The organism is Saccharothrix deserti, from assembly GCF_009769385.1.
GTDB lineage: Bacteria > Actinomycetota > Actinomycetes > Mycobacteriales > Pseudonocardiaceae > Actinosynnema > Actinosynnema deserti.
In genome coordinates this window covers 71,979-85,107 of sequence record NZ_VKAB01000032.1, presented here as the reverse complement: position 1 = coordinate 85,107, position 13,129 = coordinate 71,979, and the positions used below count along the sequence as shown (strand labels likewise).

The following is a 13,129-nucleotide window of genomic DNA, read 5'->3' as shown; positions in this document are numbered from 1 at the left end:
TTCAGAACGCGAGTGTCCTACGTTCAGAACGCGAGTGTCCTACGTTCGGAACAGGTGTGTCCTGCGTTCAGGACCCCCGAGTTCGACGTTCAGGACAGACGAGTTGTGAACCGGGGCGCCGAGTGGTGCGTATAACCGTTCGAGACCGGCATCGGCACGGCGTCGACTCCCACCCCGGGAGGCGGCGCCGTGCCGTCGTGGTACGAGGAGGTCGTGGTGGAGATCGGATTCGTCGGTCTCGGGATCATGGGGCAGCCGATGGCGCTCAACCTGGCCCGGTCCGGCCGGCCGCTGGTGGTCTGGAACCGGTCGCCGCACCGGACCGAACCGCTGCGGGACGCCGGCGCACGGGTCGCGGCAACCCCGGCGGAGGTGTTCTCCAGCGCCGATGTCGTGATCCTCATGCTCGCCGACGAGGCCGCGATCGACGCGGTCCTCGACCGCCGAACGGACCGGTTCGCGCACAACGTCAACGGCCGCACCATCGTGCACATGGGCACGACGTCCCCCGACTACTCGCACGACCTCGGAACCGACATCCGCGCGGCCGGCGGCGACTACGTCGAAGCACCCGTCTCCGGCTCACGCGGCCCGGCGGAGGCCGGTGAACTGGTCGCCATGCTCGCCGGCGCCCCCGAAGCCGTGGCACGGGCACGCGAGGCCATCGCACCGATGTGCGCCGACGTGGTGGACTGCGGCCCGACCCCGAACGCCCTGCTGATGAAGCTGTCCGTGAACCTGTTCCTGATCACCATGACCACCGGCCTCGTCGAGGCGTTCCACTTCGCCGAACGGCACGGCCTGGACCGGCACACCCTGGTCGAGGTCCTGGACGCGGGCCCCATGGCCAGCAAGGTGTCCCGCGCGAAGGCCGCGAAACTCCTCGCCGCAGACTTCGACGCCCAGGCGGCGGCCCGCGACGTGCTCAAGAACAACCACCTGATCACCGACGCCGCCCGCGCCGCCGGCGTCGCCTCACCGCTGCTCGACGTGTGCCTGGACCTGTTCACGCGCACGGTGGAACTCGGGCACGGAGAGGACGACGCGGCCGCCGTGGTCCACGCGATCAGGGAACGCTCAGATGCGGCGCAACCCCATCAGGACGCGTTCCATCAACTCCAGTGACGGCCGGCCCTTCTCGTCCACCGCCTGTTCCTTGTGCACGTTGATCAGACTCATGTCCGACATATCCGCCAACAGCACGCGGACCACTCCGAGCGGCAACCGCAGCGTCGCCGCCACTTCCGCGACGGAATGGGGATTCCGGCACAGATCACTGATGATGCGGTGTTCCGCGGTGGACGTCAGGGCGTCTCTCGCCGCCCTTTCGTTCGTCGTCACGATGGTCTCGATGGCCAGCGTCGTCGCGGAGCGCGTACGGCCGCCGGTTCTGGTGTAGGGGCGCACCCGGAGGGTCGACACACCAGCTCCTCAAAGCGGTCGGCGTGGATCTTGGTCACGCGGGGGTCAGGGTCGCTGACGCCGGTAGACCCTACGAGTGATCACGCCTCCTGTCTCGGTTTTCCCGCCATGTGGGAGAGGTTGCGTCTCGTCGCGACGGTCTGTGTCCGGTCGCTTCCTGCCGGTGTCCGAATGCCGCCGAGGCGCGCGGACAGGCATCGGATGATCGGCCGACTCACCATCCGTTCGTCCCTTGTCCGGCTCCGCGTCGCCGCGCCGACGAAGATCCTTCCACCCGCCTAGGGGAATTACCCCGATCAACATTCCGGGGTCATTCCGGACGCGCCGGCGGCCCCCGGTCGGCCACATTGCTCTCGGGAACGGCGAGCGCCGTTTCACGCAAAAGGGGTGGAGGACCGGTGACGGGCAACGTGGAGTCGGCCGCGAGAGCGGTGGACGTGTGGAAGTCCTACGGCACGGGGGAGGCCGCGGTCACGGCGCTGGCCGGGGTGAGCGTCGAATTCGACCGCGGCCGGTTCACCGCGATCATGGGACCGTCCGGTTCGGGCAAGTCGACGCTGATGCACTGCCTCGCCGGGCTCGACACGATCGACTCCGGTGACGTGTGGATCGGCGCCACCAAGGTCAACGGCCTGCGCGACAAGGGGCTGACCGAACTGCGGCGCAGCCAGGTCGGGTTCATCTTCCAGCAGTTCAACCTGCTGCCCACGCTCACCGCCGAGGAGAACATCACGCTGCCGCTGGCCATCGGCGGCCAGAAGGTGGACCGCGCCTGGTTCGACGCGGTGATCGACACGGTCGGCCTGCGCGACCGCCTCACCCACCGCCCGACGCAGCTGTCCGGCGGCCAGCAGCAACGCGTGGCCTGCGCCCGTGCCCTGGTGGCCCGGCCGGAGGTCGTGTTCGCCGACGAGCCCACCGGCAACCTCGACTCGCGTTCCGGCGCCGAGGTGCTCGGGTTCCTCCGGCGCTCGGCCCACGAGTTCGGCCAGACGGTCGTCATGGTCACGCACGACCCGAACGCCGCGTCGTACGCGGACCGGGTGATCTTCCTCGCCGACGGCCGGATCGTGCGCGAGCTGCACGACCCCACCGCCGCCGCCGTGCTCGACACCATGAAGGTCCTCGACGGCGACGACCGGCTGGTCGTGGCGTGATGTTGAAGGCGACGCTCAAGAGCGTGCTGGCGCGCAAGCTCCGGCTGGTCCTGTCGGGTCTGGCCGTGGTGCTCGGCGTGATGTTCGTGTCCGGCTCGTTCGTGCTCACCGACACGTTGGACCGCTCGTTCAAGGACCTGTTCGCCACGGTGTACTCCGAGGTGGACGTCGAGGTCGCGGTCAAGCCCAAGGTCGACCAGGACAACCCCGAGGCCGCCCGCGCCGGCACCCTCACCGCCGACGACGTCAAGGCCGTCGAATCCGTGGACGGTGTCCGCACGGCGGTCGGCGACGTCATCGGATCGGCCCGCCCCATCGGTGAGAACGGCAAGGTGCTCACCACCTCCGGCGCGCCACGGGTGGGCACGGCGTGGCGTGACGGCGGCCAGGAGGAGATGCGCGAAGGCCACCCGCCGCGACGCGACGACGAGGTGGCGATCAGCGCCTACCTGGCCGAGACCGGCGGGTTCCAGGTCGGCGAGCAGGTGTCCGTGCTCACCCTGGAGCCGAAGCGGACGTTCACCGTCGCCGGGATCTTCGGCTACCCCGGCAACCGCGCCTCCCTCGGCGGCGAGCTGACCACGGCGTTCACCGAGACCACCGCCCAGCAGCTCCTGCTCGGCACACCCGGCGCGTTCAGCGGCATCACGGTCCGCGCCGACGACGGCGTGTCACAGGCCGTGCTGCGCGACCGGATCCAAGCCGCGCTGGGCGACGCCTACCAGGTCAAGACCGGTGAGCAGCTGGCGAAGGAGCAGGCCGACGAGATCGGCGAGGGCCTGGCGTTCTTCAACTACGTGCTGCTCGGCTTCGCGGGCATCGCCCTGTTCGTCGGCATCTTCATCATCCTCAACACGTTCTCCATCATCGTCGCGCAGCGCACCCGGGAACTGGCGCTGCTGCGGGCCATGGGCGCGAGCCGCAAGCAGATGATCGGCTCGGTCGTGGTCGAGGCCGTGGTGATCGGCCTGATCGCGTCCGTGGTCGGCCTGGGCGCGGGCATCGGCGTCGGTGCCCTGCTGGCGAACGTCTTCAGCACGATCGGCGGCGGCAGCCTGCACCTCGCGGGCATCGCGGTGCCGCCGTCGGCGATCATCTCGTCGTTCGCGGTCGGCATCATCGTGACCGTGCTGGCCGCGTTGCTGCCCGCGCTGCGCGCCTCCCGCATCGCGCCCGTCGCGGCACTGCGCGAGGCCGCCACCCCGGACCGGCCGCTGACCAGGCTGACCGTCGCCGGCGGCGCGCTGTCCCTGGTAGGAGGCGGGATGCTCGGCTTCGGGTTCGCCGGCGGGTCGCTGTGGCCGATCCTGTCCGGCCTGCTGCTGTCGTTCATCGGCGTCGCACTGCTCACCCCGTTGATCAGCAGGCCCGTGGTGTCGCTGATCGGCAAGCTGCTCGCCTGGTCGATGCCGGGCACGCTCGGCCGCCGCAACTCCGCCCGCAACCCGCGCCGCACCGCCATCACCGCCGCCGCGCTGATGGTCGGCATCGCCCTGATCACCGGCGTCAGCGTGGTGCTCACCTCGGCCACCACCAGCATCACCAAGGTCGCAGACACCCAGATCAAGGCCGACCTGATCATCTCCGGCGAGTCGACCAACGGACAGGCCGGCGGCACGTTCGGCCCCGACCGGGTGGAGAAGGTCCTCGCCACGCCCGGCGTGGAATCCGCGTTCGGCTGGTACAACGACGGCGTCCTCATCGACGGGCAGCGGAAGTTCGGCACCGTCGTCACCGACGTGCCCGCCATGGAACGCATCTTCGGGCTCACCTCCACCAGCGGCACGATCTCCGACCTGGAAGACGGCGAGATCGGCCTGGACGAGGCCACGGCCACCGCGCTGAACCTCCGCCAGGGCGGCACGGCGACCGTGCAGACCACCAAGGGCGAGCAACGCGCCTACACGGTCGCGTTCGTGCTGGCCAAGACCACCTTGGTGGCCGACTCCGTCTTCCTGCCGCGGTCGACCGCGGACGAGTTCGCGCTCGCGCAGGTGAACACCGCGTTCGTGAAGACCGACCCCGGCGCGAACGTGGCCGACGTGCGCAAGAGCATCGAACCGCTGTTCGCCGACAACCCCGAGGTCTCCGTCCAGGACCTCAGCTCCTTCGTGCGGCAGCAGACCGCGCAGCTGGACACGGTGCTGCTGATGATCCAGATCCTGCTCGCCCTGGCCATCCTCATCGCGGTGCTCGGCGTGATCAACACGTTGGCGCTGTCGGTGATCGAGCGGACCCGTGAACTGGGCCTGCTGCGGGCGATCGGGATGCGCCGCGCCCAGGTGATGCGGATGATCACCGTCGAATCGGTGGTGATCTCGGTGTTCGGCGCTCTGCTCGGCCTGGTGGTGGGCACCGCGCTGGGGGTCGCGGCGGTCCAGGCGCTCAAGGACCAGGGCTTCACCGATCTCGGCATCCCGTGGATGCAACTCGGCAGCTACCTCCTGATCGCCGCCGGGGTCGGCGTGGTCGCGGCGATCCTGCCCGCGATCCGCGCCGCACGGCTCAACGTCCTGCAGGCCATCTCCTACGAGTGAACCGCCGCCGTCCCGGAGCCCGGTCAGTCCTCTTCGGACGGACCGGGCTCCAGCTTCATCGCCTCTTCGAGCAGCGCCTCCACGATCTTCGACTCCGGCACGGTCCGCACCACCTCGCCGCGCACGAAGATCTGCCCCTTGCCGTTGCCCGACGACACACCCAGGTCCGCCTCCCGCGCCTCACCGGGACCGTTGACCACGCACCCCATCACCGCCACCCGCAACGGGATCGGGAAACCCTCGAACGCCGCCGTCACCTGCTCGGCCAGCTTGTAGACGTCCACCTGGGCCCGGCCGCACGACGGGCACGACACGATCTCCAGCTTGCGCGGCCGAAGTCCCAGCGACGCCAGGATCTGGCTGCCCACCTTGACCTCTTCGACCGGCGGCGCGGACAACGACACCCGGATCGTGTCGCCGATGCCCTCCGACAGCAGCACCCCGAACGCCACCGCCGACTTCACCGTGCCCTGCAGCAGCGGACCGGCCTCCGTCACGCCCAGGTGCAGCGGGTAGTCGCAGACCCGCGCCAACTGCCGGTACGCCGACACCATCACCACCGGGTCGTGGTGCTTCACCGAGATCTTCAGGTCGGTGAACCCGTGCTCCTCGAACAGCGAGCACTCCCACAACGCCGACTCGACCAGCGCCTCCGGCGTCGCCTTGCCGTACTTGCGGTACAGCCGCTGGTCCAGCGACCCCGCGTTCACCCCGATCCGGATCGGCACCTTCGCCGCGCCCGCCGCACGCGCGATCTCACCGACCCGGTCGTCGAACTTCTTGATGTTGCCCGGGTTGACCCGCACCGCCGCGCACCCGGCGTCGATCGCGGCGAACACGTACCGAGGCTGGAAGTGGATGTCCGCGATCACCGGGATGGGTGATTTGCGGGCGATGGCCGGCAACGCGTCGGCGTCGTCCTGCGACGGCACGGCCACCCGCACGATCTCGCAGCCCGCCGCGGTGAGCTCGGCGATCTGCCGCAGCGTCGCGTCCACATCGGACGTCGGCGTGGTCGTCATCGACTGCACGCTCACCGGCGCGTCGCCACCGACCTCGACACCGCCGACGGACAGCTTGCGGGACAATCTGCGCCGCCGCACCGGTGGCGCGAGTTGCAGGGTGGTCACCTGTTCTCCTTCAGTCGCTTGAGGACGATGGTGCTGATGCCGGTGCCGATGCCGGCCGCGTGCGGACCGTCGGCGCGCGGGATCTCGTCACGGGTGCCGCGCGGGAGGAAGTCGGCGGCCAACGCGGACGTGCCCACGTGCCCGCGTTGCCCACGTGGTGACGCGGGCAACGCCTCGACGTCGTCGGGCCGCCCAGCGATCGCGTCCAGCAGCGTCATCGCCGCCTCACCGCGGCCGGCAGCGTGAACTGGATCGTTTCCCGCGCCGTCTCGCGGACCTGCACGTCCCACGGGCTCAACGCCTCGAGCACCTCGTCCACCAGCTGCGGCGGGGCGGAGGCGCCCGCGCTCACACCGACCACGCGCACCCCGTCCAGCCACTCCGGCCGGATCTCGGACACGTCGTCGATCAGGTGCGCGGGCGTGCCCATCCGGCGGGCCAACTCCACCAGCCGCACCGAGTTCGACGAGTTCGCCGAACCCACCACCAGCACCAGGTCCGCCTCGCCCGCGACCTCGCGCACCGCGTCCTGGCGGTTCGTGGTGGCGTAGCAGATGTCCGCCGACGAAGGGCCCCGCAGCGCCGGGAACTTCGCCCGCAACGCCGCCAGCACCTCGGCCGTCTCGTCCACCGCGAGGGTCGTCTGGGTCAGGTAGGAGACCCTGGTCGGGTCCGGCACCTCCAGCGCCTCGACGTCCGCGACGCTCTCCACCAGCACGGTCTGTCCGGGCGCCTCGCCGAGCGTGCCCTCGACCTCCTCGTGCCCGTCGTGCCCGATCAGCACCACCGTGTCGCCGCGCGTGGCGTACCGCTTCGCCTCCGCGTGCACCTTGGTCACCAGGGGGCACGTCGCGTCGACCACCTCCAGACCGCGCCGCGCGGCCTCCTCGCGCACCGCGGGCGACACCCCGTGCGCGGAGAACACCACGGTGGCGCCGTCCGGCACCTCGTCCAGCTCGTCCACGAACACCGCGCCGCGCGCCTCCAACCCGACCACCACGTGGGTGTTGTGCACGATCTGCTTGCGCACGTGGATCGGGCCACCACGCTGGTCCAGAAGTCGGTCGACGATGTCGATGGCGCGTTCCACCCCGGCGCAGAACGACCGGGGCGACGCCAGCAGCACAACGGGAAGGGCCACGGCACGGCTCCTCGTCAAGTGGGGGTGTCGGGGTTGGGCGGTAGGCGGTGGCGGTGGCACGGGCGTCGGTGGTCACGCGTGTCGTCGTGGTCGCGGGTGTCGTGGTCGCGGGTGTCGTGGTCGCGGGTGTCGTCGTGGTGACGGGTGTCGTGGTCGCGGGTGTCGTCGTGGTGACGGGTGTCGTGGTCGCGGGTGTCGTCGTGGTTGCGCGTGTCTTTGTCGGGTCGGGCGGTTGGGTGCGGGCCTCGTTGTTTCAACCGACGTTTCACCAGGTCAATAACGGCGTTTTCTTTAGGTCCCCGGGTCATGATCACTCGATCGTGTATCCCTCCCGCAAGGAAACCGCAGGTCAGCGCCCCTGGTGATCGTGGGTGACGTCAGTGGTCGCGGCGGGTGGCCAGGCGGGCCACGGCCTCCAGTTCCCGTGCGGCCCGTTCGGACGGTTCGGCGGCCCGGAGGTGTTCCTGCGCACGGGCGAGCAGGTCGTCCGCGCGGCTCTGGCTCCACGCCCGCGCGCCGGAGGTCTCGATCAGCTCGGCGGCACGGGCCAGGTCGACCCCGGTGAGCTGCCGATCGGTGTGGTACAGCAAGTCCAGCTCGTGCGCGGCGGGGGTGTCGGACGCCAGCGCGGCCACCACGGGCAGGGACTTCTTGCGGTTCTGCAGGTCCGAGTACACCGGCTTGCCGGTCACCTCCGGGTCGCCCCAGATGCCGAGCAGGTCGTCCACGAACTGGAACGCCAGACCCACCTGCTCGCCGAACGACCGCAGGTGCTCCACCTGGTCGGGACGGCCGCCGCCGAACAACGCGCCCAACGCGCACGACGCGCCCAGCAGCGCACCCGTCTTGCCCTCGGCCATCCGCACGCACTCCGCCAGCCGAACGTCCTCGCGGTCCTCGAACGCCAGATCCGCGCTCTGCCCGTGCAGCAACTGCTGCACCGCACCGGACAGCACCCGGATCGCCTGCTGCGCCTTCGGGTGACCGCTGCCCGCCAGCACGTCCAGCGCCAACGTCAGCAACGAGTCACCGGCCAGGATCGCCGGGTTCACGCCGAACACGTGCCACGCGGTCGGCCGGTGCCGCCGGGTCGTGTCGCCGTCCATCACGTCGTCGTGCAGCAACGAGAAGTTGTGCACCAGTTCCACTGCCACCGCGGCCGGCAGCGCGGCGTTCACCGCGCCGCCCACGGCCTGCGTGCCCAACAGCACGAGCGCCGGCCGGATCGCTTTGCCCGCGTCCGCGCCCGTCGGCCTGCCGAGCTCGTCCCACCAGCCGAAGTGGTAGCCCGCGATCGCCCGCATCGAGTCCGGCAACCGGTCCACCGCCGCCCGCAACGCCGGGTCGACCCCGGCACGGCTCCAGCTCAACACCTCGTGCGCGGACCTGTGCTCGAGGCTCACGTCCAGGTCGGTCATCGCCACAACTCCTGTTCGGGGGGATGCGCCCGCTTTCCCGGGAGACAGCGGCGCCGCCCGTCGCGGGCGGGTGCTGCGGGGGAACGGGCAGCGGAGGACGGGCAGCCGGGCGTGGTGGCCCGACTGCCGTCGACTCCGGCGTGGTCAGGACCGACCGATCTCCACGTGCTCCAGGATCCCGAGCGCGTCGGGCACCAGCACGGCCACCGAGAAGTAGGCGGTGACCAGGTAGGACACGATCGCCTTCTCGTTGATGCCCATGAACCGCGCGTTCAGGCTCGGCTGCACCTCGTCCGGGATGCCCGGCTGGTGCAGGCCGATCACGCCGTTGTCCTGCTCACCGATCCGCATGGCCAGGATCGAGCTGGTGCCCTGCGGGGTGATCGGGATCTTCTCCGACGGAAACAGCGGCACACCCCGCCACGTGACCACCGAAGTGCCCTCCACGGTGTCCGTGCCGGGGTACAGGCCGCGCTTGCTGGCCTCCCGCCCGAACGCCGCGATGGTGCGCGGGTGGGCCAGCATGAACGCGGTCTTGCGCCGCCGGGACAGCAGCTCGTCCAGGTCGTCCGGGGTGGGGGGACCACTCCGGGTGTGGATGCGCTGCTTGAGGTCGGCGTTGTGCAGCAGCCCGATCCGGCGGTTGTTGATCATCTCGTGCTCCTGGCGCTCGCGCAGGGCCTCGATGGTCAGCCGCAACTGCTGCTCGGTCTGGTTCATCGGGTGGTTGTAGAGATCGGCGACGCGGGTGTGCACCCGCAGCACGGTCTGCGCGACTTCCAGCTCGTACTCGCGCGGCGAGAGCTCGTAGTCCACGAACGTCGCCGGCAGGTCCGGCTCGCCGTCGTGGCCGGAGGCGATCTCGATCTCCGCCTCACCGTGCTTGTTCTGCGGCTTGCCCGCGTTGCGCAGCACCGACTCGATGTGCGCCCGCAGCGCGTCCGCCTGCCCGTTCAGCTCCTGCACCGAACGCCACGGCAGCACCAGGGCGGTCACCGGGGTGACCGCCTTGATGGTGAACTCCCACTCGGTCTCGCCGCCGATCAGCACCTCGTCGCCGAAGCGGTCGCCGTCGGCGAGCGTGTCCAGCACGGTCTGGGAGCCGTACTCGCCCCGCCCGATCTTGTTCACCTTGCCGTGCGCGATGAGGTAGACCTCCTCCGCCCGGTCGCCGGAGGAGACCACCACGTCGCCGGGCTGGAACTCGCGCTGCTGGAACCGGTTCGCCAGCGCGACCAGCACGTCGTCGTCCGGGAAATCGCGCAGCAGGGGCAGTTCGCGCAGTTCCTGCGGGATGACCCGGATGTCGGCGCCGGTGCTGGTGAAGCTCACCCGTCCGTCGCCGAGCGCGTAGTTGAGGCGGCGGTTGACCCGGTAGGTGCCGGCCTGGGTGGACACCCAGGGCAACTTTCGCAGCAGCCACCGGGGCGAGATGCCCTGCATCTGCGGGGTGGACTTGGTGGTGCTCGCGAGGTTCCGCGCGCCGGCGGTGCTCAGGCTCTGCCGCTGCTGCTCGGCCTCTTCAGGGATGAGGCCGGGGTCTGTCACGGTCACTTCAGCTGCCCAATCTGGTCGGTGGGACTAGTCTTCGCGGCCGATTTGCACGTGTTCCAGCACGCCCAACGCGTCCGGCACGAGGATCGCGGTGGAGTAGTAGGCGCTGACGAGGTAGGAGATGATCGCCTTCTCGCTGATGCCCATGAACCGCACGTTCAGGCCGGGCTGGTACTCGTCGGGCAGGCCGGTCTGGTGCAGGCCGATGACGCCCTGGTTCTGCTCGCCTGCGCGCAGCAGCACGATCGAGCTGGTGCGGGTCTTGGTGATCGGGATCTTGTTGCACGGCAGGACCGGAACACCGCGCCACGCGGGCACGTGGTGCCCGTTGAGGTCGATGGTCGACGGGTAGACCCCGCGCTTGCTGCACTCGCGGCCGAACGCCGCGATGACCCGCGGGTGGGCCAGGAACGCGGTCGGCTCCTTCCACACGGTGGCCAGCAGGTCGTCCATGTCGTCCGGCGTCGGCGCGCCGTTGCGGGTGTGGATGCGCTGCTTGAGGTCCGCGCTGTTGAGGAGGCCGAACTCGCGGTTGTTCACCATCTCGTGCTCTTGGCGCTCGCGCAGCGCCTCGATGGTCAGCCGCAACTGCTCCTCGGTCTGGTTCATGGGGTTGTTGTAGAGATCCGCGACGCGGCTGTGCACCCGCAGCACGGTCTGCGCGACGCTGAGTTCCAGTTCGCGCGGCGCGAGCTCGTAGTCGACGAACGTGCCGGGAAGGTCCGGTTCGCCGTCGTGGCCCGACGCGATGTCGATCTCGGCCTCGCCGTAGGCGTTGGACCGCCCGTTGCCGGTCGCGAACACGCGCTGGATGTGCGCACGCAGACCGCCGGCCTCGCCGTTGAGCTGTTGGAACACGCTCCACGGCAGCACCAGGGTGATCACCGGCGTGACCGCCTTGATGGTGAACTCCCACTCGCCCTGCGGGCCGGCGAGAACCAGGCCGCCGAAGTGCTCGCCGTCGGCCAGCGTGCCGAGCACGGTATGGTCGCCGTACTCGCCGCGCCCGATCTTGTTCACCTTGCCGTGCGCGATGAGGAACACCGCGTCCTGCGGCTGGCCGGACTCCACCAGCACGTCGCCCGGCTGGTACTCGCGCTGCTCGAAGCGGTCGGCCAGCGCGGTGAGCGCCTCGACGTCCTCGAAACCGCGCAGCAGCCCCAGTTCGGTGAGCTCCTGGGGGACGACGCGGACGTCCGCGCCGATGTTGGTGAACGTCAGCCGCCCGTCCCCGAGTTCGTAGCTGAGCCTGCGGTTGACCCGGAAGGCACCGCCTTTCGCCTCCACCCAGGGCAGGATCTTGAGCAGCCACCGGGAGGTGATGCCCTGCATCTGGGGTACGGACTTGGTCGTGGTCGCCAGGTTCCGCGCCGCAGCCGTACCGAGGCTGAGCCGAGGTCGCTCGGTGTCCAAGTCCGAATCGGTCACAGTCACCGCTACACCGCCAATCGGATTTCGTTCATTGGTCCGTATCGACGGTAGTGAGGCCGAATGCATTACGGGAAGCGGCCGATGTGACGACACCCCTGAGGGTCAATTGGGCCTGTATTGAGTACTCACCGTATAGGTCGGCCATCTCGTGAAGTAATAACGGGTGATCTTCGCGGCGCATCGGTGCTTTATTCGACACGATAGGGAAGGATTACGTCCCCATCGGCTGTTCCTCACCGGAATGGTGGAACGGGCGTGCTGCCGCGAGTGGTCGCGACGGCACGCCCGGGTCTCGGTCGCGCGGATCAGGCGGTGTGCGGGCAGGTGTCCCGGTACTCCTCGATCAGCGTGCCGCGCGCCGGGGCGGGGCACAGGAACTGCTCGTAGCGGGTGTCGTTGTCGATGAACCGCTTGAGCCACGCGATGCTGTACTTGGCGATCGTCGTGTTGGACGTGTTGGGCGCCAGGTGTCCCGCGCCGTTCAGCTCCAGGTAAGCCTTGTCCGAAGTGGACGGCAGTGAGGTGTAGAACGGCTCGGAGTGCGACGACACCGGCGCGGTCGAGTCGTTCTCGGCGCCGATCACGAGCGTCGGCGTCTGCACGCCCGGCCACGTCTTGTCGGTGTGCCAGGGGGTCAGCGGGATCGCCGCTTGCAGCGCGGGCCGCTGTTCGGCGGCGCGCAGGCTGCCGCCGCCGCCCATCGAGTGGCCCATGACGCCCAGTCGGGACGCGTCGATCCGGGTCCGCACCGTGCTGCGCTGGGTCAGGTGGTCCAACGCGGCCAGGAGCTGGGTCGCCCGGCTGTCGGGCTGGTCGAGGGTGGAGTTGGTGTCGATGGTGATCACCACGAAGCCGTGCGACGCGAGGCGTGGGCCGTACCACGAGATGCTGGACTGGGTGCCGGTGAAGCCGGGGGAGATGGCGACCGCGCCGAAGGTGCCCTCGGCGGTGCTGGTCGGGTAGTAGATCGTGCCACCGCCGAAGCCGGTGGCCGACGAGGAGGACACCGTGGTGGAGGCCGTGGCGAACGGGCCGCGCGCGGCCTCGATGCTCGCGTCGGTCGGCGCGGGGCCGCGCCGGTACTCGGTCTCGGCGGCGCCGGCCGGCGCCACGCCGACCAGCGACAGGGCCAGCGCCGGGATCAGCGCGGGGATGAGCTTGCGGAGTTGCACGTCGGTGTACACCTCGCTAGGCAGGGAAACTACGGACAGCGATGACATTGCGCCACTGGGTGAGCACTCCGCATCGGTGCAACCACCGGTCCGGCCCGGAAACCTAACGCTGGTAGATAATTTTTCGCGCCCCCCTTCCGCCGGGCGTCGATCTCCCGCCAGACTGG

12 protein-coding genes are annotated in these 13,129 nt (G+C 69.8%); 4 read left to right on the top strand and 8 right to left on the bottom strand.

What is annotated here, in order from left to right:
• Nucleotides 1–189: 189 nt before the first annotated feature.
• Nucleotides 190–1,125, top strand: a complete 936-nt coding sequence (locus tag FM051_RS37780; RefSeq protein ID WP_274383855.1) for an NAD(P)-dependent oxidoreductase — start codon at nucleotides 190–192, stop codon at nucleotides 1,123–1,125.
• Here the strand turns inward: FM051_RS37780 and FM051_RS37775 are convergent.
• On the bottom strand, nucleotides 1,078–1,422 hold the full coding sequence (locus FM051_RS37775; protein WP_158851884.1) for a DUF742 domain-containing protein: 345 nt from the start codon (nucleotides 1,420–1,422) through the stop codon (nucleotides 1,078–1,080). The two genes, FM051_RS37780 and FM051_RS37775, sit on opposite strands and share 48 nt — an antisense overlap.
• A 398-nt stretch (nucleotides 1,423–1,820) precedes the next feature.
• Between FM051_RS37775 and FM051_RS37770 the strand changes: the two genes are divergently transcribed.
• A complete protein-coding gene (locus FM051_RS37770) occupies nucleotides 1,821–2,579 on the top strand; it encodes an ABC transporter ATP-binding protein (RefSeq protein ID WP_158851882.1) in 759 nt (252 codons plus the stop codon).
• Nucleotides 2,579–5,116 carry an ABC transporter permease gene (locus FM051_RS37765; protein WP_158851950.1) on the top strand — a complete coding sequence of 846 codons (2,538 nt, stop codon included), beginning with the start codon at nucleotides 2,579–2,581 and terminating at the stop codon, nucleotides 5,114–5,116. The genes FM051_RS37770 and FM051_RS37765 overlap by 1 nt, the downstream gene beginning before the upstream one ends.
• 23 nt (nucleotides 5,117–5,139) lie before the next feature.
• On the opposite strand, the gene ispG is transcribed toward FM051_RS37765, so the two are convergent.
• The 3 genes from ispG to ispH are packed head-to-tail and all read right to left on the bottom strand — an operon-like array spanning nucleotide 5,140 to nucleotide 7,387.
• A complete protein-coding gene (gene ispG / locus FM051_RS37760; protein ID WP_158851880.1) occupies nucleotides 5,140–6,246 on the bottom strand; it encodes a flavodoxin-dependent (E)-4-hydroxy-3-methylbut-2-enyl-diphosphate synthase in 1,107 nt (368 codons plus the stop codon).
• On the bottom strand, nucleotides 6,243–6,464 hold the full coding sequence (locus FM051_RS37755) for a hypothetical protein (RefSeq protein WP_158851878.1): 222 nt from the start codon (nucleotides 6,462–6,464) through the stop codon (nucleotides 6,243–6,245). The genes ispG and FM051_RS37755 overlap by 4 nt, the downstream gene beginning before the upstream one ends.
• The gene (gene ispH / locus FM051_RS37750) at nucleotides 6,461–7,387 is read right to left on the bottom strand and encodes a 4-hydroxy-3-methylbut-2-enyl diphosphate reductase (RefSeq protein WP_158851876.1); all 927 of its coding nucleotides are present in this window, start codon (nucleotides 7,385–7,387) and stop codon (nucleotides 6,461–6,463) included. The genes FM051_RS37755 and ispH overlap by 4 nt, the downstream gene beginning before the upstream one ends.
• An 86-nt stretch (nucleotides 7,388–7,473) precedes the next feature.
• Between ispH and FM051_RS37745 the strand changes: the two genes are divergently transcribed.
• Nucleotides 7,474–7,752, top strand: a complete 279-nt coding sequence (locus tag FM051_RS37745) for a hypothetical protein (RefSeq protein ID WP_158851874.1) — start codon at nucleotides 7,474–7,476, stop codon at nucleotides 7,750–7,752.
• Nucleotides 7,753–7,764: 12 nt separating this feature from the next.
• Here FM051_RS37745 and FM051_RS37740 read toward each other — a convergent pair whose 3' ends face one another.
• The 4 genes from FM051_RS37740 to FM051_RS37725 form a co-directional block, all read right to left on the bottom strand.
• Complete coding sequence (locus FM051_RS37740; RefSeq protein ID WP_158851872.1) at nucleotides 7,765–8,805, bottom strand: family 2 encapsulin nanocompartment cargo protein polyprenyl transferase; 1,041 nt, start codon at nucleotides 8,803–8,805, stop codon at nucleotides 7,765–7,767.
• Nucleotides 8,806–8,949: 144 nt separating this feature from the next.
• Complete coding sequence (locus FM051_RS37735) at nucleotides 8,950–10,359, bottom strand: family 2B encapsulin nanocompartment shell protein (protein ID WP_158851870.1); 1,410 nt, start codon at nucleotides 10,357–10,359, stop codon at nucleotides 8,950–8,952.
• Nucleotides 10,360–10,386: 27 nt separating this feature from the next.
• Complete coding sequence (locus FM051_RS37730) at nucleotides 10,387–11,793, bottom strand: family 2B encapsulin nanocompartment shell protein (RefSeq protein ID WP_202919219.1); 1,407 nt, start codon at nucleotides 11,791–11,793, stop codon at nucleotides 10,387–10,389.
• Nucleotides 11,794–12,095: 302 nt separating this feature from the next.
• Nucleotides 12,096–12,962, bottom strand: coding sequence for a poly(ethylene terephthalate) hydrolase family protein (locus tag FM051_RS37725; protein WP_238412936.1), 867 nt, complete (start codon nucleotides 12,960–12,962; stop codon nucleotides 12,096–12,098).
• Between the last annotated feature and the right edge of the window lie 167 nt (nucleotides 12,963–13,129).

Coding starts and splice junctions, on each gene's coding strand:
- FM051_RS37740 (WP_158851872.1), bottom strand. CDS start 8,805: ATGACCGACCTGGACGTGAGCCTCGAGCACAGGTCCGCGCACGAGGTG.
- FM051_RS37755 (WP_158851878.1), bottom strand. CDS start 6,464: ATGACGCTGCTGGACGCGATCGCTGGGCGGCCCGACGACGTCGAGGCG.
- FM051_RS37765 (WP_158851950.1), top strand. CDS start 2,579: ATGTTGAAGGCGACGCTCAAGAGCGTGCTGGCGCGCAAGCTCCGGCTG.